The sequence below is a fragment of the Faecalicatena sp. genome, assembly GCF_058819085.1.
In genome coordinates this window covers 1-25,106 of record NZ_JBZUUL010000005.1, presented here as the reverse complement: position 1 = coordinate 25,106, position 25,106 = coordinate 1, and the positions used below count along the sequence as shown (strand labels likewise).

At 46.1% G+C, this 25,106-nt stretch carries 20 protein-coding genes; 15 read left to right on the top strand and 5 right to left on the bottom strand.

Annotated features, from left to right (window positions below):
- The first annotated feature begins 28 nt into the window (after nucleotides 1-28).
- The 6 genes from AC4OGX_RS03825 to AC4OGX_RS03800 all read left to right on the top strand — a co-directional run bounded on the left by AC4OGX_RS03825 (nucleotide 29) and on the right by AC4OGX_RS03800 (nucleotide 11,569).
- Entirely contained in the window at nucleotides 29-1,480 is a 1,452-nt protein-coding gene (locus tag AC4OGX_RS03825; protein ID WP_493328566.1) for an FAD-dependent oxidoreductase, read from the top strand.
- 42 nt (nucleotides 1,481-1,522) lie between these two features.
- Entirely contained in the window at nucleotides 1,523-3,640 is a 2,118-nt protein-coding gene (locus AC4OGX_RS03820; protein ID WP_493328565.1) for an FAD-dependent oxidoreductase, read from the top strand.
- A gap of 1 nt (nucleotide 3,641) precedes the next feature.
- Complete coding sequence (locus AC4OGX_RS03815) at nucleotides 3,642-4,847, top strand: NADH-ubiquinone oxidoreductase-F iron-sulfur binding region domain-containing protein (RefSeq protein ID WP_493328564.1); 1,206 nt, start codon at nucleotides 3,642-3,644, stop codon at nucleotides 4,845-4,847.
- A gap of 165 nt (nucleotides 4,848-5,012) precedes the next feature.
- The gene (locus AC4OGX_RS03810; protein ID WP_493328562.1) at nucleotides 5,013-6,395 is read left to right on the top strand and encodes an MFS transporter; all 1,383 of its coding nucleotides are present in this window, start codon (nucleotides 5,013-5,015) and stop codon (nucleotides 6,393-6,395) included.
- Between the two features lie 54 nt (nucleotides 6,396-6,449).
- Nucleotides 6,450-8,846 carry a GH39 family glycosyl hydrolase gene (locus AC4OGX_RS03805; RefSeq protein WP_493328561.1) on the top strand — a complete coding sequence of 799 codons (2,397 nt, stop codon included), beginning with the start codon at nucleotides 6,450-6,452 and terminating at the stop codon, nucleotides 8,844-8,846.
- Nucleotides 8,847-8,875: 29 nt separating this feature from the next.
- A complete protein-coding gene (locus AC4OGX_RS03800) occupies nucleotides 8,876-11,569 on the top strand; it encodes a glycoside hydrolase family 2 (RefSeq protein ID WP_493328560.1) in 2,694 nt (897 codons plus the stop codon).
- A 191-nt stretch (nucleotides 11,570-11,760) separates the two neighbouring features.
- Here the strand turns inward: AC4OGX_RS03800 and glgB are convergent, their stop codons facing one another.
- Complete coding sequence (glgB, locus tag AC4OGX_RS03795; protein ID WP_493328559.1) at nucleotides 11,761-13,575, bottom strand: 1,4-alpha-glucan branching protein GlgB; 1,815 nt, start codon at nucleotides 13,573-13,575, stop codon at nucleotides 11,761-11,763.
- A gap of 287 nt (nucleotides 13,576-13,862) precedes the next feature.
- Between glgB and AC4OGX_RS03790 the strand changes: the two genes are divergently transcribed.
- The gene (locus AC4OGX_RS03790; protein WP_493328558.1) at nucleotides 13,863-14,354 is read left to right on the top strand and encodes a TetR/AcrR family transcriptional regulator; all 492 of its coding nucleotides are present in this window, start codon (nucleotides 13,863-13,865) and stop codon (nucleotides 14,352-14,354) included.
- Here the strand turns inward: AC4OGX_RS03790 and AC4OGX_RS03785 are convergent.
- Complete coding sequence (locus AC4OGX_RS03785) at nucleotides 14,329-14,985, bottom strand: TetR/AcrR family transcriptional regulator (RefSeq protein WP_493328557.1); 657 nt, start codon at nucleotides 14,983-14,985, stop codon at nucleotides 14,329-14,331. The genes AC4OGX_RS03790 and AC4OGX_RS03785 overlap by 26 nt on opposite strands.
- A 204-nt stretch (nucleotides 14,986-15,189) precedes the next feature.
- On the opposite strand from AC4OGX_RS03785, the gene AC4OGX_RS03780 reads away from it, so the two are divergent.
- From AC4OGX_RS03780 to AC4OGX_RS03745, 8 genes are all read left to right on the top strand, one after another.
- Nucleotides 15,190-16,710 (top strand): sialate O-acetylesterase, encoded by a 1,521-nt coding sequence (locus tag AC4OGX_RS03780; RefSeq protein WP_493328556.1) that lies wholly within the window; start codon nucleotides 15,190-15,192, stop codon nucleotides 16,708-16,710.
- A gap of 227 nt (nucleotides 16,711-16,937) precedes the next feature.
- Nucleotides 16,938-17,228: an SDR family NAD(P)-dependent oxidoreductase gene (locus AC4OGX_RS03775; protein WP_493328555.1), complete on the top strand. Its 291-nt coding sequence runs from the start codon at nucleotides 16,938-16,940 to the stop codon at nucleotides 17,226-17,228.
- Between the two features lie 18 nt (nucleotides 17,229-17,246).
- Nucleotides 17,247-17,744 carry an SDR family oxidoreductase gene (locus AC4OGX_RS03770; RefSeq protein WP_493328553.1) on the top strand — a complete coding sequence of 166 codons (498 nt, stop codon included), beginning with the start codon at nucleotides 17,247-17,249 and terminating at the stop codon, nucleotides 17,742-17,744.
- Nucleotides 17,745-17,836: 92 nt separating this feature from the next.
- Entirely contained in the window at nucleotides 17,837-18,520 is a 684-nt protein-coding gene (locus AC4OGX_RS03765) for a response regulator transcription factor (RefSeq protein ID WP_493328552.1), read from the top strand.
- Complete coding sequence (locus tag AC4OGX_RS03760; RefSeq protein ID WP_493328551.1) at nucleotides 18,521-19,618, top strand: sensor histidine kinase; 1,098 nt, start codon at nucleotides 18,521-18,523, stop codon at nucleotides 19,616-19,618.
- A gap of 65 nt (nucleotides 19,619-19,683) precedes the next feature.
- Nucleotides 19,684-20,097, top strand: coding sequence for a hypothetical protein (locus AC4OGX_RS03755; protein WP_493328550.1), 414 nt, complete (start codon nucleotides 19,684-19,686; stop codon nucleotides 20,095-20,097).
- Between the two features lie 237 nt (nucleotides 20,098-20,334).
- Complete coding sequence (locus tag AC4OGX_RS03750) at nucleotides 20,335-21,249, top strand: alpha/beta hydrolase (RefSeq protein ID WP_493328549.1); 915 nt, start codon at nucleotides 20,335-20,337, stop codon at nucleotides 21,247-21,249.
- Between the two features lie 2 nt (nucleotides 21,250-21,251).
- Nucleotides 21,252-22,418: an MFS transporter gene (locus AC4OGX_RS03745; RefSeq protein WP_493328547.1), complete on the top strand. Its 1,167-nt coding sequence runs from the start codon at nucleotides 21,252-21,254 to the stop codon at nucleotides 22,416-22,418.
- Here the strand turns inward: AC4OGX_RS03745 and AC4OGX_RS03740 are convergent.
- From AC4OGX_RS03740 to AC4OGX_RS03730, 3 genes are all read right to left on the bottom strand, one after another.
- Nucleotides 22,390-23,424: an NAD-dependent epimerase/dehydratase family protein gene (locus tag AC4OGX_RS03740; RefSeq protein WP_493328546.1), complete on the bottom strand. Its 1,035-nt coding sequence runs from the start codon at nucleotides 23,422-23,424 to the stop codon at nucleotides 22,390-22,392. The two genes, AC4OGX_RS03745 and AC4OGX_RS03740, sit on opposite strands and share 29 nt — an antisense overlap.
- Nucleotides 23,425-23,548: 124 nt before the next feature.
- A complete protein-coding gene (locus AC4OGX_RS03735; RefSeq protein ID WP_493328544.1) occupies nucleotides 23,549-24,361 on the bottom strand; it encodes a hypothetical protein in 813 nt (270 codons plus the stop codon).
- Nucleotides 24,351-24,896, bottom strand: coding sequence for an RNA polymerase sigma factor (locus AC4OGX_RS03730; protein WP_493328542.1), 546 nt, complete (start codon nucleotides 24,894-24,896; stop codon nucleotides 24,351-24,353). Before AC4OGX_RS03730 ends, AC4OGX_RS03735 begins: the two co-directional genes overlap by 11 nt.
- Nucleotides 24,897-25,106: the final 210 nt, after the last annotated feature.

Genomic DNA, 25,106 nt, shown 5'->3' with positions numbered 1-25,106 from the left:
AATCAAATAGAAAAGTGAGGAAAACATCATGTCAAATTATGAAACACAGGTCGTTGTGATAGCAGCAGGCCCATCCGGTCTGTCAGCAGCAGTACAGGCAGCAGAGGACGGAGCAGAAGTGATCGTACTTGAAAAGGCAGCAGCCGTAGGCGGAGCTGCCAATATGGGAATGGGTCCGCTGGGGATCGGTACAAAATACCAGAAACAGCAGATGGTTGATATCACAGTAGAGAAAGCATTCAATATGTTTATGGAATACACACACTACAATGTAGACGCAAGACTGGTAAGACGTTATTTTGAACAGTCAGGAGAGACGATCGAATGGCTGGAGGACATGGGCGTTGAATTCGAAGGGGCATACCGCTATTTCCCGAAGTCAGAAGCTACCTGGCATATTGTAAAGACAGACCAGGGAATCGGACCGAGGGCAGCCTCTTTTATGAATAAAGCACTGTATTCCAGAGCGCAGGAGTTAGGCGTGAAGTTTTTATTAGAGACACCGGCTAAGAAGATCATCATGAAGGACGGGAAGGTTGCCGGGGTACTGGCCACAGACAGAGACGGCAATGAAGTTGAGATCGCCTGCAGGGCTGCGATCATCTGTACAGGCGGAGCAGGATGCAACAAGCAGTTTATTCAGGAAGAGACCGGCTACAGGCATGGGGAAGACATGTTCAACTTTGCAATTCCGGGTATTATGGGAGACGGCCTTAGAATGGCATGGGAAGCCGGAGCAGATAAGCTTCCGGTCAGGATCGAGCAGGCAGCGGCGATCGAGGGAGTCGATGACCTTCCGGGAAGCGTCGGCAATATCATGAGCCAGCCCAATCTCCTTGTGAATCTGGCAGGTAAACGTGTGATGAATGAGGAGCACATGCAGAATGCAACCTATCTTTCTAATGTCGTCTCCCACCAGAAGGGCCGCATTTGTATCAGTATCGTAGATTCATCCATCGTGAAGTATTACATCCGAAATGGTGTGGATAACGTATCGATGGTGCGCCCGGACCCGGATGTATCTGACTTTGTAGAAGGAGTGAAGATGGCAAAGGAAAATGGGAATGAAGGTCTGTTCATTGCCGACAGCATAGAAGAGCTGGCTGAAATGGCCGGGATCAAGGTCGATAACCTGGTAGATACCGTAGAGGAATACAACGATTTCTGTGACAGTGTGGATGAGGAATTTTTCAAAAACAAGAGATTCCTGCGGCCGATCACAAAAGCACCATTCTACGGAGCACGTATCCGTCCCGGCGGATATGGAACAGTGGGCGGCATCAGGATCAATGAAAACTGCGAGGCATGTGATAAAGAATTTGAACCTGTACCGGGCCTTTTTGCAGCCGGAGCAGATGCCTGCAACATCTATGATGACAGTTATATGTTCCTGCTTCCCGGAAACTCTATGGGATTCGCTGTCAATACCGGACGCATTGCAGGTATGAGCGCAGCAGAATATGTAGAAGAGGAAGATTAAGGGCCGTGTTTGTTTACTGCTCTTAAGAAGGAGGAAACCAGAATGGCAGTCATCACAATAGATGGAAAGACGCTGGAAGTTGAAGAGAATAGAAATATATTAGATTGCGCATTGGAAAACGGGATCTATATTCCACATTTGTGCCACCACAAAGATTTAAATCCCTTAGGCTCCTGCAGGATGTGTATCGTTGAGGTAGAAGGAGAGGAGCAGATCCAGACATCCTGTACCCTAAAGGCGAAGGATGGAATGTGTATCAAAACGAAGACACCGGAGCTTGAGAGATTAAGGATGCTTGCACTGGAGCTGCTTCTGACGGGACACCCGGAAGACTGCTCCACTTGTCCCAAGTATGGAAATTGTGAACTGCAGATGCTGATTCAGTATATCGGTCCAAAGACCGGGCGTCTCAAAATGCGCACGAAAGGCTTTAAGACAGAAGAGGGAAATCCTCTTCTTCTTCATGATATGAACCGATGTGTACTCTGCGGAAGATGTGTCCGTGCATGTAACGAACTGCGCGGGGTAAAGGTCCTTCAATATCAAAAGAAGGAAATGGAAACGTATGTCGGCACTTTACATAATAAATTGTTAAAGGATGCAGACTGCCGGTTCTGCGGAGCCTGTGCAGAGGTATGCCCGACCGGGACGATACGGGACAAGCTGATAGATCCAGAAGTAAAGAGAGAGGATGCGATCGTTCCCTGCCGCTATGCATGTCCGGCACATACGGATATCCCCCGTTATATCAGGCATGTGAAAAATGGCGAGTACGATGAAGCGGCAGCCGTGATCAGGGAGAAAGTACCGTTCCCGAAAGCACTTGGATACATCTGCAGCCATGTCTGTGAGCTGGAGTGTAAGAGGAAGGAAGTCAATGAGGCAATGTCCATCCGTAACATCAAGCGGTATGCCATGGAGCATGATACTGGTTCCTATTGGAGGGGCCGGGGTAAGCAGCTTGCAGATACCAATAAGAAAGTCTGTGTTGTGGGAGCAGGCCCGGCAGGAATGACAGCGGCATACTATCTGAGGAAGCAGGGACATGATGTCACGATCAAGGAAGCACTTCCAAGTGTGGGCGGCATGATGGCATATGGGATCCCGTCCTATCGTCTTCCGAGAGAGATCGTTGCAGAAGAGGCAAGGATCATTGAGGAGCAGGGTGTAAAAATAGAAGTAAATACAAAAGTTGAGAAGCCAGAAGAGCTTCTGAAAGAATATGACGCAGTGCTGATGACGATCGGCGGCCACCAGGGAGTGCGCCTTCCAATGGAAGGAAACAGCCTGGAGGGTGTGATTCTGAATGCAGACTTCCTTAGAAATGCAAGCATGGGAAAAGAGACCGGGATCGGCAGGAAAATTATCGTTCTGGGAGGCGGCAATGTGGCGTTTGACTGTGCAAGGACGGCAAAAAGGCTGGGCGCAGAAGAGATACATCTGGCATGTCTGGAGGCAAGAGAGGCCATGACTGCGGATGAAGAAGAGATCACACAGGCCCGGGAGGAAGGGATTTTCGTCCATCCGGCGCAGACCTTTGAGCGGATCACGGGGACAGAGCATGTGACAGGCGTGGATTTTATGAACGTAAAATCCTTTATGTTTGATGAGAACCGCCGGGCTGTCATTGAAAAAGAGGAAGGATCTGAGCATCATATTGAGGCTGATACGGTGATCTTCGCCGTTGGACAGAGACCGGATATCACGGAGGAAGCAGGCCTGAAATTAGGAAGAGGCAGCAGCATTGCCGTAAAAGATATAGAAAAGGATAAGACCACATCCGTTGACCGGATTTTTGCAGCAGGAGATGTGATTTATGGGACCAGATCTGTTATTGCTGCGATTGAATCCGGCAGGGAAGCAGCAAGCCAGATTGACAGATTCTTAGGGGGCTCCGGGGATATTTCAGAGGTACTGGCACCTGAACAGAAAGCAGATCCATATATCGGCCAATGCCCGGGCTTTGGTTATCAGGAGCGGAAGCATACAAAGGTAGATCCTCCTGAGGCACGGTGCAGTGATTTCTGTTTATTTGATCATGGCATCAGTGAGGAGGATATCGGTGCAGAAGCAGGACGGTGTCTGCAGTGTGATCTGAGGCTTAAGATATCCAGACCAAGCTTATGGGGCGATTATGCAGAGCAGAAGGAGGCCGAGTAAGATGGGGGCTTTAGAACAAACCGAAAAAATGAGCAGAGAAGAAGTATTGAAAAAGATAACAGCATTTGGGCTGGAGGAATATGGCCTCTGCCGCCAAAGGCTGTCTGACCGCCTTATCATGGCGGCAGAGGAAAGTAAAGAAGAGGGAAAAGAAACGGGTGTAGTATGTGCATTGGATAACGCAGATACAGAAGGGGTGCTTCTGGAAGTGCTGCGTACAGAGCCTGAAAAGGTCATGGAAGGAATCTCTGTCGCAGCGTATGCGCTGGGGACGGAAAACAAGGTGCTGTATTTGCCCGAATATGCAGGTGATCTGGCAGAAGAGGAGGGCGTCAAGCAGGCAGCAGGGCAGTATGACGTTGCCCTTAGGTGCGGATCAGTGGATGTTCGTGCCAATCAGGGCTGTGCCCTTCTGCATCTAATCACAGCAAGAAATATTGCTGATATATTCAGTGATTGTTATGAACCGGGAATTTATGTGTCCGTAAATGGAGGGGCAGTTCAAAAAAAGGCCTGTGACACAAAGCTTACAGAATGTGTTTCATTCGAAGATGCAAAGGCTGTACAGCTAGGGTACCAGTATTACACACCCCGGGAAGCAATGGAACTGACTCTGGAAACCGCGGAAATTACAAACGGTGTCATCCGTGTGCTGACAAAAAAGGACTGTATTGTAATGGAGACGGAAAAAAGCCTGACTGCCTCGGGAAGGCAGAGCTGCGGGAAATGTGTCTTCTGCCGGGAAGGGCTGATCCAGCTGGCACATATGCAGAAGGAAATAAAGGCCGGCCGGGGAAAGGCAGAGTTTCTTGAGCTGACAAAGGAGATCGGAGAGGCGATGACAATCTCAACCCCTTGTACGATGGGACAGGTTTCATCCAAAATTGCGCTTACGGCGGTGGAAAAGTTTAAAAGTGAATACGAGGCACACATCAGGAAGAAAACATGTCCGGCAGGGGTATGTTTCTCGGCAGAGACGGTATACATTGATCCAAAGACATGTGAAGGCTGCATGGAGTGTATGGATGTATGTCCAAAGGATTGTATTGAAGGAAAGGCTGGCTTTATACACATGATCGATGATTTCGATTGTGACGGATGTGGGAAGTGTATGGAGGTCTGTGAGGCAGGTGCCATCCAAAAGACATCCGGGAAACTTCCGAAGCTGCCCAACAGATTAGTGAAGGTAGGCAGATTTAAGAGATAGAGACAAAAAGAAACAGTGGATATTTATCCTGAAAACTGATATCGTAAGAAAAGACAAAAAAAGACAAAAAAGGTACTTACTTATGGAAAAAACGATATCGAAGAAAACAGCACTGCTTGTTACGATATATCTATCAAAACGAAGAGAGAGATAGAGGAGGAAATTATGGAAACAAAGGTAACAACGCAGGAAAAAACGAACAAACTTACCGGGTTTTGTTATAGCTTCGGTGAGATTGGGTCTCAGCTGTCATGGTATATGATCAACACATATCTGACCGTATTTTATACCGATGTGGTGGGATTGACGGCATCAGCCATTTCACTGATCATGCTGATCGCCCGTGTATGGGATGCCATCAACGATCCGATGATGGGAGTGATTGCTGACCGGACAAGAACACGCTGGGGAAAATTCAGGCCGTATCTCATGTTCGCGTCCCCGTTTCTGGCAATATTCAATATTTTGACTTTTACGGTATTCCCGGTAGAAGGAACCGCAAAGGTCGTCCTGTGTCTGGTCTGTTATATAGGTGCAGGTATGGCCTACACCGCGATCTGTGTAACTTACGGCGGTCTGGTCAATCTGATTGCAAGAGATTCACAGGTGCGTATGAACTATACGGCATGCAGGGCAACAGGGGCATCTGTTATTAAAATGATCTTATCAGCCGCAGCCATGCCGATGATCTTATTCTTCAGCCAGAGTGATACTGCGAATGCCAGAGGTTACTTTATTACGACCGTCATCTGTTCCATTGTTATGCTTCCCTGCTTTTGGATCTGTGCAGCAAGATGTAAAGAAACCGTTGTTGTAGAACCTATCCAGACAATGGAGAAAAAACCGGTCATTCAGTCCCTGAAATTAATGTGTAAGAATAAGATGCTGATGATCACAGTCGTGAATGTATTCTTAGGTGCGATCGCAATCATGTGCCGTATGTCTATGCTGGCATATTATATTATTTACGTGGTTGGCTCCTTTACAATGATTGCTCCGATCTTTACAACAATGACGGTGACAGAACTGCTCGGATGCCTGGCACTTCCCTGGGGTACAAAGAAATTCGGGAAGAGGAACTGGCTGCTGATCCTGAATGTGATCATGGTGGCAGGATTCGTAACAATGTTCTTCATGCCGGCAAATAACAGTGTATTTTTAATCGCCGTCAGCGCTGTGATCGGTTTTGGAAACTCTGCGGCAAATGTATCTACAGGTATGCTTTCGGACTGCATTGAATATGGAGACTGGAAATACAATATCCGTGAGGAAGGTCTTACATATTCTTATATGAGCTTCGGCGTGAAGCTGGCAACAGCAGTGGGCGGATCCGTTACGGTGCTCCTTCTTGCAGCCTCCGGTTATGTACCGAATCAGGAGCAGACAGATGCAGTAAAAACGGGAATCAATGCAGTGGTAAATTTAATGCCGACAATCTGTATTGTTGTTTCTATGATTCCATTATTCTGGTATAATTTAGACAAAAAGATGATGGATAAGATTCGTGTGGAATTGGACGAAAGAAACGCTAAGAGAAATGCTCAGTAAAACACCCTTCATGGGAAGTATTCCATAGAATCCGGTCCTAAGAATGGGGAAGATATGAAATACGAAAATATAGTCAGATGTCAGTTTTCAACGAAAAAAGTAAAAGAAATGCATTTCCATCAGGACATAGAGATCATCTATGTCCTGGATGGGTGTTTGGAGGTGGCTTATGAGGAAAGCTGCCATTTTTTAAATACGGATGATTTCCTTCTGATCAATGCAAATGTGCGTCATGAGTATCATGCCAGGGGAGAAGTCCTGCTGGGCAGTGTATTTATTGACTATACAATGCTTACGGAAATATTCAGCGGGGAACAGTTATTTTTTTGGTGTGACTCCACAGAAGAAAAGTCCGAGAGCTACGATAAGATGCGGTATTATATCCTCCAGATCTTCAATTATTACCAGACCGCGGAGGGGCAGGGGATCGTGCTCAAAAACAGCATCTATTATCAGCTGATTTATCTGATCACAACGGACTTTATTGTGAAAAAGGGAATGAGCCAGTATGATTCACTGCGGGGAATCCATGATGAACGGCTCAATGAGATCCTGAGTTTTATTATGACGAATTACAGGGAGCAGATCACCTTAAAGGAGCTTGCGGACAGATTATTCTTATCTCATACATACTTGTCCAAATATATCAAACAGAATTTTGGGATGAGCTTCCTAAAGCTCGTGAATAATATCCGCCTGGAGCATGCAGTAAGTGACCTGCTGTATACAGATAAGACTGTACTTAAGATCGCTATGGACAACGGATTTCACAATCAGGCAGGATTTAACCATACCTTCCGGGAGAGTTATCAGACGACACCTGCGGAGTACCGCGCACAGATGCGGGAAAAAAGAGAAAAGCCGGAGTCGGATGAGAACAGCCAGAAAATCTTAAAACGGGTGGAGCAGTATCTGACCTCCAATCTCGTATCTGCGCCGGATGCAGCGAGTTCAACAGTATCCGTATTGGAGATTGATACGAGGGAGAGGCAGGCGTTAAAGAAAAACTGGTGCCGCATGATTAACATCGGACAGGCAAAGGATATTTTAAGGTATGATGTAAGAGAACAGATCCGCTTTTTGAAAGAAAATTTAAAGTTTGAGTATATGCGTTTTTGGAATCTGCTGTCGGATGACATGATGATTGAAATCAAGTCGGTAAATGCGAGATATAACTTTAAGCTTGTGGATCAGGTGCTGGATTTTTTGATGGAGATTGATGTGAAGCCTCATATAGAGCTGGGCCTTAAATGTGTGAACTTTTTTGCACGAGTGAACCGTGAGACCGTGCCTATGGATGAGGAAAACCAGCTTGATGTGATCGGGAAGAACCAGATATTCTTGGAGGAGCTGATCAAGCATCTTACCAGACGGTATGGAATTCAGAAAGTTGAGAACTGGTATTTTGAATTGGAGTGGAATCCCGTGAACCAGAAAAAGGTGACGATTGAACAGTATCTGAAGGCCTTTGATAAGATTGCCGGGATTTTTAGGACTTATGCCCCCAATGTGAAAATTGGAGGGGCAGGATTCAGCCTGAATTATGTGGACAAGGAATTTCCTGAGATGATAGAGAGCTGGAGGTATAAAAAGCAGCGTCCCGATTTTATCTCGATTTATTCTTACCCCTATCTTATGAATGAGGAACTCTTAGATGCAGGACGCAACCCCTATTCCTCGGACGAGAGTTATCTTTATCATCAGATTCAGAAAGCAAGGGAGATTCTTCGGGAAAAGGAGTTTGATGTACCCGAGTTACTGGTGACAGAGTGGAGTTCTACGTTATCTAACCGGAACAGTCTGAATGACGGCTGTTATAAAAGCGCTTATATCGTAAAGAACCTGATACAGAATTACGGGGAAGCGGATGCTGTCGCCTATTGGTCGGCCTCGGATATTTTTTCGGAGAGCATGGATTCATCGAAGCTGCTCTTTGGCGGGTGTGGTCTGCTTACCCAGGATGGGATCAGGAAACCGGCGTATTTTGCCTATGAGCATATGAATCACTTGGAAAACTGGTATTTAGGCAGGAACCAGAATGCCATTGTTTCCTGTAATGCAAGGGGATTGTATTTTATTTGCTGCCACAATTACAAACACTTTAATTTTCGGTATTATGCGGCGAATGAGGATGAAATAGAAATAGAGAATCAGCAGCGTCTGTATGAGGATAACGAGAGCATGCAGATGATTTTTAAGCTGCACCATGTGAACAATGGATCTTATCAGATTAAAATTTTTTCCGTGAACCAGGATGCCGGGAATGTACAGAGTGAATGGGGAAAATTAGACTATATTAGTGATCTTTCAGTCATGGAGATCGAATATCTGGAACGGATATGCCAGCCAAGACTGACGATCCATAAGATAGAGGCAGCAGACCATACCCTGGTCGTGGAGACACGGCTGTCTGCACAGGAGATCCAGGCAATCGTCGTGGCGGAAATATAGGGATGAGGTGCAGGATAAGGAGTGAAGTTATGATAGAGAAGAAAAAGAAAGAAAACCATATCTTTCCATTCTTGTGGATGCGCGGTGAAGAGGAGTCTGTCATGCGCCAAGAGATGGAGAAGATATATGAATGCGGGATCCGGGAAATCTGTGTAGAGGCGCGCCCTCATCCCGATTTTTGCGGACCCGGCTGGTGGCATGATATGGATATCATTCTGGATGAAGCCAAAAAGAGGGGAATGAGGGTATGGATCCTGGATGATAAGCATTTCCCCACGGGATATGCAAACGGGCTCATCGAGGAAAAGTATCCCGAGCGGAAGAAGACATACATCCAATATTCCTCCGCAGATGTGTTCGGCAGTCCGCGTCCATTGACGCTGAATGTGAAAAGGATGCTTAAGCCGACCATTAAATTCTGGGAGATCGGAAAGCCTTTTAATAAGGAAGAAAGAGAAAAGAATGAATTCGTTTCTATGACAGCATTAAAGTTTCATCATGGGAATGTATTTACCGAAGAGAGTATTGATCTGTCGGATACAGTTGATGGAGAGTATGCCACCTTTGAACTGCCAGAGGGGCAGTGGAAGATCGTCGTTGTCTATAAGACCCGTACGGACGGCGGGGATGAAGCTTATATTAATCTGATCGACGAGGTATCTGCCCATACGCAGATCGAAGGGGTGTATGAGGCCCATTTCGACAGGTACGGGGCCGAATTCGGGAAGGTGATTGCCGGATTCTTTTCTGATGAACCCCAGTTTGGAAATATTGCCGGATTCGATAAAGATGCGATTGTCGGGAAAAAGCAGATGCCGCTGCCGTGGAGTGATGAGCTGGAAGAGATGCTTACAGAGAAATACGGGGACAGGCTTTCTAAGCTCCTTCCCTATCTCTGGAATGGGAGTGAGGAGATGGAGATCGTTCCACAGATCCGGTTTGCCTATATGGATTGTGTGTCCAGGCTTTATGAGAAGCATTTCAGCCGGGCGATCGGAAGCTGGTGTGAGGAGCATGGCGTGGAGTATATCGGTCATGTGGTGGAAGATGACAGTACACACAGCCGTCTGGGAATGGGAGCGGCCCACTATTTCCGCGCTATGAGCGGGCAGCATATGGCAGGGATCGACTGTATCGGCGGTCAGATCGTATATGGGGCACCTGATGCACTGCGTACTGATATGGTCACCATCGACGGAGAATTCTATCATTATCTCATTGGGAAGATGGGGGCATCCTGCGGACATCTGGACCCGAAGAAGAAGGGGCGGACCATGTGCGAGCTTTTTGGAGCATACGGCTGGAACCTGGGTGTCCGTGATATGAAATATATATTGGATCACCTGCTGGCAAAGGGGATCAACTATTTGGTACCTCATGCATTCTCTATGGCAGAATACCCGGATATGGACTGCCCGCCGCATTTTTATGCCCGGGGGAATCATCCGGAGTTCCCATACTTTGCCGAATTGATGAAATATGCGGAAAAAATGTGCACCTTGTTCAGCGGCGGCCGGCACATTGCCACAGCGGCGGTCCTGTATGATGCTGAGGCAGAGTGGGCAGGGGAACGTATGGCAATGCAGAAGGCAGGAAGAGAGCTGCTGGAACACCAGATCGACTTCGATGTAGTCAGCACAGATATGCTGTACCAGGAAGCAGAGTACTACCGCACCAGGGTGGAGGATGGAAAACTGAAAGTGAATGAGGAATCCTTCGATGTACTGGTCGTTCCTTATGCAGAGCGGATCACCAGGGAGCTGGCACAGTTTATAGAGCAAAACCCACAGTTCCCGGTTTGGTTTATTGAGGCGCTTCCGAAACAGATCGTGAATGGAGATCCAAGCGATACACAAGAAGAATCCAGACTTATGGAGGCTGTCAGAAGCTGCACGGTTGTCTTGTTGGAGAAATTGGCAGACAGGATGAAAGAGGAGGGGTATTTTGAGCTCTCATTGAAGGAAGAGTTCCCGTCTCTTTCAACGTATCATTACAGAACGGACAGGGATCTGTTCTTTGTGATGAACGAGTCAGCAGAGAAGACCTTCTGCGGCGAGATCTGCCTTCCGTGTTTAGACAAATTGCAGATCCGAAAAGGAATGGGGGACGAGTGGATGCGCCTTCCTGCACAGGAGAGACAAGGATGTCAGCAGATAAAAGTTCAGCTGTATCCGGGAGAATCCTGCGTGATCGCAGGATGTCCGTCAAAAGAGGAAGAGACTCCGGAAAATGCATCCGTATATTATCCTGAGGATGAGATGCTGGCAGAATATAAAGAGACGCTTTCGCTTTCAGAAGGCTGGAGTTATTCAAAAGCCAGGGCGATCGAATATCCTAATTTTGGAAACAAGATCCCTGTGGACAGGCTGAAGCCCGTTTCTTGGGAAGACCCTAAGTTCTCGGGGGTAATCCGGTATGAAAAGACGTTCCGGCTTACTCAAAAACCGGAGAGGGCCGTAATACGTTTTGAGCATGTATATGAAGTGATGACACTCTGGGTGAACGAGGTAAAGGCAGGGATCTGCATTCGTCCGCCATACCAGATGGAGATCGGCCATCTCCTGAAAGAAGGGGAGAATGCCATCTGTGTGGAGGTGGCAACCACTCCTGCCAGAGACCAGCTGAATTATCCGGAACCTCCGTTTGTGATGTCGCATACCGCGATGGAACCTACGGGAATAGTTGGGGAAGTGGAATTGATGCAGGTATGCTCCGGTAATTAAAAGATAGAAATGGACGGTGCGGATTCCTGCACCGTCCATTTCTATCTTTTGGATTATAATTATAGACCTATTTATTTTAAACTACTACCATACAGGAAAGACAATTTTCAGTTATATCACCGAATGCCGCATCGCCCTCGCGCAGCGGCTGCTGTGCTATGGAGATATGTCTATTTAGAGGGCAGTTGATGTCATTTGACATCAACTGCCAGTAATTTCCCGGAGAATGCAGGCATCTTCAATACTGCTTTCCCGTCTTTCATTTTCCAGCATTGATTCTTTTTATAAGCCGTTGTTCCACCGAAGCGGTCCATATCACTTGCAATCAAAAGACGAAGTTTCTTCTCTTTCAAGGGCTTTTTTTCATCTTCAGCCACCAATTCGTACTCTTCTACATCCTCCCCGGAGAAGTTGAACACTGCGATAATCTTTTCCTTCCCATCTGTCCGTTCAAAAGCATAGATCACCTTTTCTTCCTGACTGCAATCGATCCACTTGAATCCCTCTCTGCTAAAATCCAGCGCGGAAAGTGCCGGGTGCTCCAGATAGAGGGAATTCAGTTCCTTCATATAATAATGGAACGCGTCATGCAGAGGATATTCTAAGATGTCCCAATCCAGTTCCCGTTTTTCATCCCACTCGCGGAACATGCCCAATTCAGTTCCCATGAAATTCAGCTTCTTGCCCGGATGTGCCATCATGTACAGATACAGCGCTCTGGCCTGCGGGAACTTTACGTCATACTCTCCGTGCATCTTCTGAGTGATGGTGGCTTTTCCGTGTACGACCTCATCATGAGAGAGAGGCAGCAGGAAATGTTCATCATAATAGTACTGCATGGAAAAGGTCAGTTTATGATAGTCGCGTCCCCGGTACAAGGGATCTGTGCGGAAATATTCGAGGGTATCGTTCATCCATCCCATGTCCCATTTATAATCGAAGCCCAGGCCGCCCTCCTCTGCCTTTTTGGTGACACCGACATAGGAGCTGGAATCCTCGGCAGCCAGGATGACATCAGGATAGGTCTGCTTTATAAAACGGTTCATATTTTTCAAAAATTCTGTTGCATTGACGTTGATCCCGCGCTGTGCCTCGCCCTGCCAGTAGATGATGTTGTTAATGGCATCCATCCTAAGCCCGTCAAAATGATATTCCGCAAGCCAGTAATTGGCATTGGACTGCAGAAAACTCTGTACCTCGCCCCTGGAATGATTAAAGTTTTTACTTCCCCATGAACTATAGCTTACGTCACTGTTTGGGTATTCGTAAAGCTGCGTCCCGTCAAAATCGGCGAGGGCATAGTCATCTACTGCAAAATGTACGGGAACAAAGTCCAGAATCACTCCGATCTCATTTTGATGGCACTGATCGATAAAATATTTCAGATCATTCATCGTCCCATACCGGGCGGTAGGGCTGTAATATCCCGTACACTGATAGCCCCAGGATTCGTCGGATGGATGTTCACTGATGGGCAGGATCTCCACATAATTATATCCGTATTCTTTCAGATAAGGGATCAGAAGATCAGCGGTCTTGGCATAGGTATACCAGCCGTTTTCCTCCTCCTCATTTCTGCGCCAGGAGCCGAGATGCATTTCGTAGATATTGAGCGGACTGTTCTTGCAGTCTGTTCTTTTGCGCATCCATTTTTCATCATGAAATCTGTAGCTGTTCAGATCACGTATGACAGAAGCATTCTGGGGGCGCAGCTCCATTCCATATCCGTAGGGGTCACAATGGTCGGTTACGCGGCCGTCACTCTTATAGATCTTGTACTTATACAGCATCCCGTCTTTCATCCCATCCAGTTTGATCTGCCAGAATTGTCCGTTATAGATTTTGTTCATGGGTGTTTCGGTCCAGTCGTTGAATTCCCCGATCAGGGATACCTTTCTGGCAGACGGTGCAAACACGGTGAAGACAGCATGGCTTCCCTTAAGCTGACAGCCGAGATACTTGTACGCATCAAATATCTTACCTGTATAGAATCCATAATAATCCATCTTTTGTTCTCCTTTTGTTTTTTCATTTTTATGAATTTTGCAATTGGTGATTCAGTTTCGGCAAATAATTACTATAGTTCATTATTTTATTTCTAATAATATAAATTAACTTTATTAGCATAATTGACCAGAGTCGTTTTTCTTAGTACTATATTTATTATAAAGCTTGTGCAGACGGATTCAATCAACGATTTTAGAAAGGAGTATGTTATTCAACGTTTTGAAAATATTGTCGGATAACTGTGATGTGTATGGACTTAAGAGTGAGGAAGACAAGGAACAGTATCATGAATGCATTTATTGAATTACGGTCTAAAAAGGAATTGGAGAGGATTACTATTAAGGAATTAGCAGAGCTGGCCTGTATCAACAAAGCAACTTTTTACCAGCATTATAAAGATATTTATGACTTATCAGAAAAGCTTGAGATGGAAGTGCTGACTTCCGCGATCAACGATCTGAACCACCCGGAATATCTCTTGTCCAGTCCAAGGGAAGGACTGGTTGAGATCGCGAATGCTCTGATCTCCAGAAGACCCATGCTTGATATTCTCTACGCGGGGAGCAGGCGGCCTCTGCTGGTGGACAGGCTGGAAAAACTGCTGAAAGAAGTGATCTACCATAACTGTCCTGAATATCAGGGGGATTGCAGGAAGGATATTCTGTTTACGGTATTGATCCAGGGGACCTTCCGGGCTTTTGAGCAGCACATGGGGGATGATCCTGAGAAGGTCCTGGAGATATTGGCAGAGATCACTGAGAGCTTCCTGAAAAAGTAAGGTAAAGGGAATACATCTGGATCAGCTGTTTGATCTGGATCTGGATATCCTCTTTCTCTTTTTCGAAACAATCGTCAGAATACAGGCCGATATGCTGCAGCATGGAGATGTTCATCCGGGTAATAAAGTGCACTGCCCCGGGAATATTCAGGTTCGCTCTGGTACTGCCGCTTTCTTTGGCCAGCGTAAGAAGCTCTTCCAGCTTTTGGGTAAACTTTTCTGTGTAGGCGTAAAATACACTTTTTCCGGCTTCGGATGAGGGAAGGCTGCGTGTATGTACTTCAAAGAGGAGAAGAAGAGTTATGTCTCCTCTGGAGTTTAAGACGTTGTCATAGAAGCTGTGAAGCAGCTTGAGCGCGCTGTCCAATGCATTCTTATCTTCTGCCTCCTGCTCTGTAAAAGCTGACATGGCAAAGGCTTCGTCGATAATCTGCTCTTTTAGGGCCAGCATGATATCATCGGCATTTTTAAAATATTTGTAAAGTGTGACCGTGGAGATATCCAGGCTGCGGGCTAACTGCTGGATATTAAAGGCAGACACCCCCTGTTTTAAAATCATCTCACGGGCAGCAGCCAGAATCTCATCCCTGCGTCTTCGGCGCATTTGTTCAAAATAAGCTGTTTTATCCATAATTATCCATCCTCTTAACAGACCGTTTCTAATTGTTGTTTTTCATTATAGCAGTTAAAAAATAAAATGGCAAATTGGATGAAAAAGATCATCGAGTTTTGTGCAATATTGCTTCTTGTATTGTACATATAATTGAGTTAACATAGTGTTAATTCAATTAATACATAAGAAACTGTAAAAAATATTAAAAACAGGAGGCGCAGTATGTTACAGACCGCAGAGATTTTTCAAAATGGAATGGTGTTACAGAGAGGAAAGAAGATCATCGTGTGGGGAACCAACACACCGGGAACAGCGGTGACCGCCGAGATCCAGGGACATAGAGGAGAATGTGTTACAGACGGCGGAGGGAATTGGAAGCTGGAGATCCCGGCTCTAAAAGCGTCAGAGAGCGAGGTTCTTAAGGTGGAATCAGGAGGAGAGTCTGTTACATATACAGAGGTAGCGGTCGGTGAAGTCTGGGTGGCAGGCGGACAGTCTAATATGGAGTTCTGGATGCGTTACGAGAAGCACAAGGATGAGGCTTTAAAGGACTGTCCTGATACAAGGCTTCGTTTTTACGATGTGCCCGAGGTATGCTATGAGGGACAGCGCCAGGAGTTTGATTATAGCAGACAAGCCGTCTGGAGACAGGCTGCAGCGGAGGATCTGGAGTATTTCAGCGCTGTAGGTTACTATTTTCAGAAGGAGATAAAAAAGGCTCTGGATGTGCCTGTGGGAATCATCGGATGCAATTGGGGCGGAACAACTGCCTCTGCCTGGATGGAACCAGATACGGTCAGGAGGGCAGGAAAACCATGGATGAGAGACTATGAAAGTAAAATTGCCGATATGGACATGGAAGAATACTGGAAGATTCAGCATCATAATCCGATCAATGATAAGGGTAATCCATTTGCAGATCCGTTTGGCGAGTTTATTCTGCCTAAGACGCCGACTCAGGAAGAATTGCACCAGTTCTTCGGATCCGTGGGAGAAGAGGGGTTCGAACAATACCTGACGATGCTTATGCCCCAGCAGATTCCTGGATGTCTTTATGAGCATATGTTAAAAACCATTGCACCATACAGTATCCAGGGTGTTTTGTGGTATCAGGGGGAGAGCGATGATGTGCCGGGAAGAAATATTCTGTATCAGGATATGCTGACGGGAATGATTGCGGACTGGAGAAAGCTGTGGAAGGAGGAACTGCCATTTCTGATCGTCCAGCTTCCGGGCTTTGATAAATGGATGCTGGATACGGAGTCCAATCATTACCCGATTATCAGAAAATGTCAGGAGAGGACCGCAGATACGGTGAATCAAGTTTACCTGTGCTCCATCTCAGATGTGGGTGAGGAGAAAGATATTCATCCCAAGAACAAGAAGGCAGTCGGAGAGCGTTTGGCGTTACTTGCGAGAGGACATGTATATGGTGAACGGATACTCTGCGATGCACCTAAGGCGAAGTGTGCGCTCAGAGAGGGAACCTGCATTACGGTCACTTTTGCAAATGCAGAAGGAGGGCTTCATATAGAAGGCAGTGCTTTGAGTGCGCTGCAGGTATGCTGCGGAGAGGAAACGCTGGAATACACTGCGAAGACAGAGGGGGAAGCTCTTTTGATCAGCCTGGACAAAGAGGTGGAAGGGACAGTGAAGCTTCTGTATGCGCAGACTCCCTGGTACTTAATAAACCTTTATAATCAGGCAGGGATTCCGGCGATTCCTTTTGAACTGGAATGTTAGTTTTGAACGGGAATTTTAGTTTTGAGCTGAAATGTTAGATTTGAACCGGAACGTTAGAAGACCAGGGCGTGTTTGATCATTCATCGAACACGCCCTGGTGCATTTTAACATTTCATTCATATTCCTGTGTTATATTCCATTCAGGAGCTGATAAATGCAGTGAAGAATTAGAAAGCAATAAAAGGGTTTATGAAAAAATGAGGATGGATTAACAGGAGGAATATGTGATGGAAAAGAAAATATGCGTGATTACAGGCGGAGGCAGCGGCATGGGCCTATCTACAGCCAGTCTGATGGGAAAGACACACTATGTGATCATCTGCGGGCGTACCGTTCAGAAGCTGGAATCCGCTGTTACGAGACTGCAGGCAGAAGGTGCGGAGTGTGAGGCATATCCGTGTGATGTCTCTGACCGGTCAAGTGTAAAACGTCTGGCAGAACACGCAGCTGCACTGGGGGAAGTGCAGACCATTGTCCATGCGGCAGGGATGAGCCCTCACATGGGTACGGGTGAATAGATTATCCAGGTGAATGCGATGGGAACGATTTATGTGAACGAAGAGTTTGCAGCGGTTATGGGAGAAGGGGGCTGTATTCTGGATGTCTCCTCCATGTCGGCCTATCTGTCACCAGGAATTGTGATGCCCAGAGGAGCATATAAGTATGCATTTCAGGATCAGGAGAAATTTTACCGTAAAATGATGGGGCGTGTAAATTTATTTCCGAAAAAACTACGGTCCGGCATTGCATATGTGGTGTCAAAAAACTTTGATATCTGGTATGCTAAAAAGTGTGCAGGCGTATATGGTAGCCGGGGAATCCGGGTATTATCCGTCTCACCGGGAAACTTTGAGACTCCGATGGGAGAAGTGGAGAAGGAGGAAGCGCTTGGCTATCTGAAATATGCGGCCATCAAGCGTCTGGGCGATCCGGACGAGATCGCTTGGCTTCTGGCCTCCTGTGCGGATGAGAGGAATTCTTATCTGACAGGCACAGATATCTTGTGCGACGGCGGCCTGGTAGCAGGACGGTAGTCAGTGACCGGGAGGAAGTGACCGGGAGGCAGTGGATGCGAGATGTCTTGATGGGATTTCAAATAACTGGATGATGAGGGAAGGAAGGTTCGATGATTAAAATATTAGTGTTAGAGGATGAGCCGGGACTCAATAAAGCAGTCTGCCAATATCTTCGGGGGAACGGCTTCGATGTGACGGGATGTCTGGATGCAGACGAGGCCCTGGATCAGATGTCTGAGAAGATGTTTGATCTGATCATTTCAGACGTGATGATGCCGGGAATGGACGGGTTCCAGTTTGCGGATTCGATCCGCAGGCTGGACAGCCGCATCCCGATTCTTTTTATGACGGCGCTGGATGATCTCTCATCCAAGAAAAAGGGGTTCCGTCTGGGGATCGATGATTATATGGTAAAACCGATCGAATTTGATGAATTATTGATGCGGATACAGGCACTTCTGCGGCGGGCAAATGTACTGGATGAAAAACAGCTTAAAGTCGGCGGTCTTTTGTTAGATTCCGATGAAATGACGGCCTATCTGGATGGGGAGGAGATTCCGGTCACTGTCCGGGAATTCCACGTACTGCATAAGCTTTTGTCTTATCCGAAGAAAACATTTACGAGGATTCAGCTGATGGACGAATTCTGGGGGTACGATACGGAGACAGATCCCCGGACGGTGGATGTGTATATCACCAGACTGAGGAGCAAATTTAAGAAATGCAGTGCTTTTGAGATCGTGACGGTACATGGTCTGGGGTATAAAGCGGTCATACATGAGGGAGAAGTATAAATGGACAGAAGAAAAAGAAGCAGTTTATTTTCTTTCAAAAGTTACCTTATTTTTTTTCTGCTGGTATGCTTTATCTGCCTGTGCAGTATTTTGTTATATGCGAAATCCGTGAGTGTCTATGGAAACAATTTGTATGACTGGCGGGCGATCTGTGCGGTGTTTGTGAATGTATTTTTTATCAGTGCCGTCATTACGGTGATTGACAGTATACGCAGAAGATTCATGATTGAAGTGCCGATGCGAACGATCCTGGAGGCAGTCGGTAAGACTTCACGGGGAAAGTACGGGGTACAGATCGAAGCGCCGTACACCAGGCGGATCAATGAATTTGACGATATCATCGACGGGATCAACCGGATGTCAAAGGAATTGGAGAATACAGAGACACTGAAGACTGATTTTATTGCAAATGTGACTCATGAGATTAAGACTCCTCTGGCACTGATCCAGAATTATGCGGCTATGCTGCAGGATGAGACCCTTGAAGAGGAGACAAGGCGGGAATATATACAGACGATCCTGGACGCATCAAGGCGCCTTTCCGGGCTTGTGACGAATATGCTCAAACTGAATAAGCTGGAAAACCAGGAGATGATCCTGGAAGACAAAAAGCTGAATGTAGGAGAGCAGGTGCGCGGTGTGCTTTTGGCTTACGAGGGTGCGTGGAGTAAGAAAGATCTGGAGATCGGGGCGGAGATTGAGGATGCGGTCATTTCCTGTGATGAGGGGCTTTTGGAAATCGTGTGGAGTAATCTGATCTCTAATGCGGTTAAATTTACGCCGGAGGGCGGGAGCCTGGAAGTATCGGTAAAACAGGGGCAGACGGCCGTTGCCGTGAGTGTAAAGGATAGTGGATGCGGGATGGATGAAGCTACCGGACGGCATATTTTTGATAAATTTTACCAGGGGGACACTTCCCATGCAAAGGAAGGAAACGGCCTGGGGCTTGCCATGGTAAAAAGGGTCGTGGATCTCGTCGGAGGAGAGATTTACGTGGACAGTAAACTGGGCAGAGGCAGTACATTTACCGTGATCGTGCCGCAGGAGCCGGAAGGAAGCAGCAAGGTGAGAAAAGCCGGGGGAAAGCTGTACAGTTAAAGCTGCTCAGTCAGGGCTGTGGCAGGGAAACATCCTGTATAGAAGGTGTATAGAAAGTGAGGAAAATGAAGATGAAAGAAGAACATAGAGCCGCAGATGGATATCAGTTCCGTTATTTAGCAGGAGAACAGAAGGGGATTCAGGATGAAGTGGAACGGATCAGGAGTCAGTATATAGAAGAGGGGGAGCGGGAGGAAGAGGGTAAGTTAAAGCGTCTGCGAAGGCTGGATCAGAAGGCGAAGACCCCCGCGCTGGCAGTTTCGCTGTGTATGGGAGTCGGTGGGACGCTGATCTTAGGGACTGGGCTGAGCCTTTCCCTGGCACTGGGGCATATGGCCGCCGGGATCATCGTGGGGGTACTGGGGATCGCAGTGCTGGCAGCAGCGTATCCGGTCCATCAGATCATGCTGAAAAGGGGAAAGAAAAAGTATGGGGAGGAGATACGGGCGTTGAGCAGCGAATTGCTGGGAGAAAAGTAGAAAATCTTCTTGTATTAGTTTGATAGGAGATAGTATGATATAGTATGTGACCAAAGGGGGCAGACTATATCATACCCATAGGGCATCCCGTAATCCATGCCCTTCGGGCGGGTCCGCAGCCAAAGCAGCGGAACAAGGTATACCCATAGGGCATCCCGTAACACATGCCCTTCGGGCGGGTCCGCAGCCAAAGCCGCGGGATAAGATAGAAAAGTCAGCGTAAAATGGAGGGGAATCATGACATACGATTTGGATGATGAGCTGAAAAAAATTGCCAGACAAAAAACACCTTCGAATTTGAAGATCATCCCATTTTTGAATGTTATGATGGGGCTTCTATTTAAATGTAAAGCCGATGACTGCACAGCAGTTAAGAAATACGTGATACCGGGATATCAGAATGCGAAGATTAAGGTTCAGGTCATCGAACCGAAAGAAAGGGATGAAAAACTTCCCGGTCTTGTGTTTTTTCACGGAGGAGGATTTATATTAAGAGCGTCCGGTGCACATTACAAGATTGCTAAAATGTATGCCCGGATGGTGCCCTGCAGAGTGATCTATGCAGATTACCGGCTGGCGCCGAAGAATCCGTTCCCAATTCCTGTGGAAGACTGCTATCAGGCATACAAGTGGACACTAGATCATGCGGATCAATTAAAAATTAACTCGGACCAGGTGATGATAGGCGGTGACAGTGCAGGTGGAAATTTCGCTGCAGCAGTAACTTTGATGAGCAGGGATCGGGGAATCCCTTCTCCAAGCGCGGCGATGCTGATCTACCCTGTGACTGACAGAAGAATGATCACAAAATCCATGGAGATTTATACAGATACTCCGGTATGGGATTCGAATCTGACCAAAATGGTGTGGGATGCTTATCTGGGAGGGCGGATCCCTGAAAAGATTGAATATGCATCGCCGCTGGAGGCAGAATCGCTGGCTTCTTTTCCTCCAACGTATATTGAAGTGGCAGAGTATGATGCTCTTAGAGATGAAGGGATTTTATTCTGTAATAAACTAAGAGAAAGTGGAGTCAATGTTGAACTTCATGAAATTCCAAAATCCTGCCATGGATTTGAGACGGCGGTTGAAAGCAATCTGTTAAAAGATGCTATACAAAGAAGAATTCACTGGATAAAGGAGACTATTTAGAGATGTACACACTTTTACTTGCACTTATTTACTTAGCATTCATCAGCCTTGGGCTTCCCGATTCGCTTCTCGGCTCGGGGTGGCCAGTGATGCATAATGACTTGAATATTCCGATTTCCTATATGGGAGTTGTTTCTATGATCATATCGGGAGGAACGATCGTATCCAGCATTCTATCTGATAAGTTAACGAGAAAACTGAGTACCCGGATCGTAACGGTAGGCAGTGTATTTCTTACCGTGATTGCTTTGTTTGGTTTTTCCTTTTCGAACCAATTCTGGATGCTTATTGCATTTGGAATTCCTTACGGTCTTGGTGCCGGGGCAATCGATGCTGCACTGAATAATTATGTTGCCATCCATTACACATCAAAACACATGAGCTGGCTGCATTGTTTTTGGGGCGTGGGAACGATCGTCAGTCCATTTGTTATGAGCTATGCGTTAACATATTCGACCTGGAACACGGGATACCGCATTGTTGCATTTCTCCAGCTTGGTATCGGCCTGCTTCTCCTTGTCACGCTTCCCGTATGGAAAGCCAACGATCAAAGTGTTGAGGATCATTCAAAAAGCGTGGGAATAGCTGGTGCTTTGAAGATCAAGGGAGTTCCTTATCTCCTGATAGGATTTTTTGCATATTGCGCTGCGGAGGCAACTGCGATGTACTGGGCCAGCACCTATCTGGTTGAAGTGAAGGGGATTTCAGTATACCGTGCGGCAAGATTTGCTTCCCTGTTTTACATAGGATTGACCATTGGAAGATTTCTCGGCGGTTTCATCATGAATAAGCTGGGGGACAGAAAGATGATTATTCTCGGCACCTTCATTTTGTCCGGGGGAATTATTTTGCTGATGATTCCTACGGGAGCGCCGATCGTCTCATTTGCCGGATTCATCATTATCGGGCTTGGCTGTGCACCGATCTACCCATGCATTATTCATTCTACACCGAATAACTTCGGCCCGGAGAATTCAGGGGTGATCATCGGAATCCAAATGGCGAGCGCCTATGTGGGTTCCACATTTATGCCGCCGCTATTTGGATTTCTTGGGAACCTGATCAGCTTTCAGATACTTCCCGTATATCTCGCTGTGTTTGTTATTTTGATGATCAGTATGACAGAAATGACATTTAAGATCACTGCAAAAGAGGGCTGCAGGGGGTAATCTTTCCCTCTGCTTTCAGCCACGTGATCTCATCCCGGATCGTCTCGGCATAGGAGCGTGTCCGATAGCCCAGTTCTTTCCTGGCTTTACTGTAATCAAAGGTGTTGTTCCTTGCCAGATTGTAAATGGAAAAGGTAGTCAGCAGAGGCTTTTTCCCACTCTTTTTTGCCTGTTTCTCCATGATTCTGGCAAAGAAATTGGCAATTCCTAAAGGCAGATAGAATTTTAATGGCTTACATCCAGATTCTGCGCTGAGCAGCCGGCAGATTTCTTTCAGTGTGACTTCTTCATTTCCCAGGATATAGCACTGTCCCTTTCGCCCCTTGTCCGCCGCGGCGATGCATCCTGCGGCCAGATCCCGCACATCACATAAGTTGAAGGAACCTTGTATTCCGGCAGGCATCTTTTCGTTGATGATCTGGATGATCGTCCCGGTCGTCTCGCTGACAGCGTGGTCATTGGGCCCTAAGATTCCGCTGGGGTGTACGACACAGGCGTTGAGCCCATGCTCCCTGACTGCGTCCAAAACGGCCTGGGTGGCCATGGCTTTTGACTGGCTGTAGCATCCAAGAACCTTCTTGGGGTCAAACTGGGAGACCTCACGGATAGGCTGTCCCTTTGGTGCCTCAGGGATCGCGCCCGTACTGCTGACATAGACCAGTTTTTTACATTCCCTGTGAGCCAGGCACTGATCGATGATATTCTGGGTGCCGCCCACATTGATATCCATAAGCTTCTGGCTGTAGTCCGGGCTGACGCTGACCATGCTTGCGCAGTGGATGACGATCGTTTCCATCTCTTCCGGCACGGTAAAAAAGCGCTCCAGAGATGCCGGATCACATAAATCTCCGTCACAGATATCTACCTCCTTTGGTACAAATTTCTTAGCCGGGTCATTTGGCAGGACAAGGGCCCGCACCCGGTCACCCCGCTCTAATAGCTGGCTGCATACGTTACTTCCTAAAAAACCTGCGGCTCCTGTTACTAAATACATTGTCTTATTCATATCTCAATCTCTCCTTTAAAATAGCTTTTTTACTGTGGTTTCTATGAGTATCAGGTTACAGTGAGAGGTTTAAGGAGATACTAAAAAAATGTTAATGAAATATGAAATAGCTGCTTATATGTATCTATTTTATCAGGATCTCACCTTGCTTTAGTGAAATAGGATCAGAACTTGCACCGGTTAAACAGATATAATATTCGCCTGCTTTGTCTGCCTTGATGCTATAATTCTGAACCAGTCCATCATCTGTAAAACTTTGTTTCATTAATTTACCGTTCTGAATATATTGATATATAATGTTTTGTCCTTTGCCTGGATTAACTTCTGAAGGGAACAGCTCTACTTTGAAATTCAGGAGATCCCCTTTTTCCAAATACCATCCACTTCCATCCTCTTTTTTCAAAATAATCATACAATCATTCGTAAAAATAATTTCTGGTGTGGTAAAAAAATCATCTTCATTTACAACCGTAAATTCACTGATCGCTCGTGGGATATGAGCATTTTTCTGGACGCTTTTTATGACAGAGCTTGTCCTCCAGTCATATGGTTCATAGTCAGCAGTTTCTGGCTGATCAACAATAGTTCCTTTGGAATCTTTTATTGTGGATTCTCCTTTTGATTCCTTACCGATCAAATTCCTGTTAGAGTCTGTCAATAACTCTGCCCCGCCATCTTTTACTGATAACCCCTGCGTAATTGCATAGACGGTTGTGGATAATGCAAGTATCACCAGAATTGCAACTAAAAGACGGATTGTTCTTGTTGACTTTCTTTTTCCTATCCTGTTTCCTTTTGTCACCTTTTCCATGACATTATTTATTGTGGTATCAACAGGGAAGTCCGGCATGATTGTTTTATTTGATGAATCTTTAATCAGTAAATCAACCGCCTCATCAGCAATCAAATCAAAGGCTTCATAAAAACTAATTTTCATAAATAAAACCTTCTTTCTCTAATATTTTTTTTAGTTTTGTTTTGCTTCTTTTCAGCCTTGTCTTTATTGTGGACTCTGGCATTTTTCCTTCTTGCGCTATCTGTTTCACGGTTTTTCCCTGGAAATAGAATTTCAACAGTATCATTTGATCTTCCATACTTAGTTGCTTCAGAGCAGAATTTAGAATGGTTTTCAACTCAACCTGTGATAGTCTTTCATTTAGGTCTCCAATGATATGTTCATTTAACGGGAGGGTATGTATTATCTTCTTTTTCTCATTAATAGCCGTATTTTTTGCAATTGCTCCCAGATATGGTTTTAAGTCATTGTAATTTGTACTGTCAATAAGATCCGCCTTTTCCCATAACGTAAAAAATACCTGATTCACAATGCCCTGTATATCAATTTCATTTGCATAACCCTGTAAAATCGTATAGACAATTTTAGCGACATAAGAATTGAACTCTCGTATGATTTCTTCTAATGCTTTTGGATCTCTTTCTTTTAGCCGGGTAATGATATCAATATATTCCATGTTCTCACCCCTTTCTTACTAATATATACCTAAATAGAACTTAAAAAGTTTCAATTAATATAAAATTTATATTTTGGGGTTACAGTTCAATCGTCTGTTATGGGGCAGCAGATTTGTGCTTGCACAAGGATCTGCTGCCCCATAACAGACGGAGGGAGCGCCAGTTTATGAGCAAAAAGAGCCGTGAAACGGCGAGGAAGCATCGAAGAT

Bases quoted from the DNA above. Each gene is read 5' to 3' on its own strand.
- AC4OGX_RS03740 (WP_493328546.1), bottom strand. From the start codon at position 23,424: ATGAATAAGACAATGTATTTAGTAACAGGAGCCGCAGGTTTTTTAGGA.
- AC4OGX_RS03825 (WP_493328566.1), top strand. From the start codon at position 29: ATGTCAAATTATGAAACACAGGTCGTTGTGATAGCAGCAGGCCCATCC.
- AC4OGX_RS03760 (WP_493328551.1), top strand. From the start codon at position 18,521: ATGGACAGAAGAAAAAGAAGCAGTTTATTTTCTTTCAAAAGTTACCTT.
- AC4OGX_RS03820 (WP_493328565.1), top strand. From the start codon at position 1,523: ATGGCAGTCATCACAATAGATGGAAAGACGCTGGAAGTTGAAGAGAAT.
- AC4OGX_RS03745 (WP_493328547.1), top strand. From the start codon at position 21,252: ATGTACACACTTTTACTTGCACTTATTTACTTAGCATTCATCAGCCTT.
- AC4OGX_RS03770 (WP_493328553.1), top strand. From the start codon at position 17,247: ATGGGAACGATTTATGTGAACGAAGAGTTTGCAGCGGTTATGGGAGAA.
- AC4OGX_RS03810 (WP_493328562.1), top strand. From the start codon at position 5,013: ATGGAAACAAAGGTAACAACGCAGGAAAAAACGAACAAACTTACCGGG.
- AC4OGX_RS03805 (WP_493328561.1), top strand. From the start codon at position 6,450: ATGAAATACGAAAATATAGTCAGATGTCAGTTTTCAACGAAAAAAGTA.
- AC4OGX_RS03755 (WP_493328550.1), top strand. From the start codon at position 19,684: ATGAAGATGAAAGAAGAACATAGAGCCGCAGATGGATATCAGTTCCGT.
- AC4OGX_RS03750 (WP_493328549.1), top strand. From the start codon at position 20,335: ATGACATACGATTTGGATGATGAGCTGAAAAAAATTGCCAGACAAAAA.
- AC4OGX_RS03815 (WP_493328564.1), top strand. From the start codon at position 3,642: ATGGGGGCTTTAGAACAAACCGAAAAAATGAGCAGAGAAGAAGTATTG.
- AC4OGX_RS03775 (WP_493328555.1), top strand. From the start codon at position 16,938: ATGGAAAAGAAAATATGCGTGATTACAGGCGGAGGCAGCGGCATGGGC.
- AC4OGX_RS03785 (WP_493328557.1), bottom strand. From the start codon at position 14,985: ATGGATAAAACAGCTTATTTTGAACAAATGCGCCGAAGACGCAGGGAT.
- AC4OGX_RS03735 (WP_493328544.1), bottom strand. From the start codon at position 24,361: ATGAAAATTAGTTTTTATGAAGCCTTTGATTTGATTGCTGATGAGGCG.
- AC4OGX_RS03800 (WP_493328560.1), top strand. From the start codon at position 8,876: ATGATAGAGAAGAAAAAGAAAGAAAACCATATCTTTCCATTCTTGTGG.
- AC4OGX_RS03790 (WP_493328558.1), top strand. From the start codon at position 13,863: ATGAATGCATTTATTGAATTACGGTCTAAAAAGGAATTGGAGAGGATT.
- AC4OGX_RS03765 (WP_493328552.1), top strand. From the start codon at position 17,837: ATGATTAAAATATTAGTGTTAGAGGATGAGCCGGGACTCAATAAAGCA.
- AC4OGX_RS03780 (WP_493328556.1), top strand. From the start codon at position 15,190: ATGTTACAGACCGCAGAGATTTTTCAAAATGGAATGGTGTTACAGAGA.
- AC4OGX_RS03730 (WP_493328542.1), bottom strand. From the start codon at position 24,896: ATGGAATATATTGATATCATTACCCGGCTAAAAGAAAGAGATCCAAAA.
- glgB (WP_493328559.1), bottom strand. From the start codon at position 13,575: ATGGATTATTATGGATTCTATACAGGTAAGATATTTGATGCGTACAAG.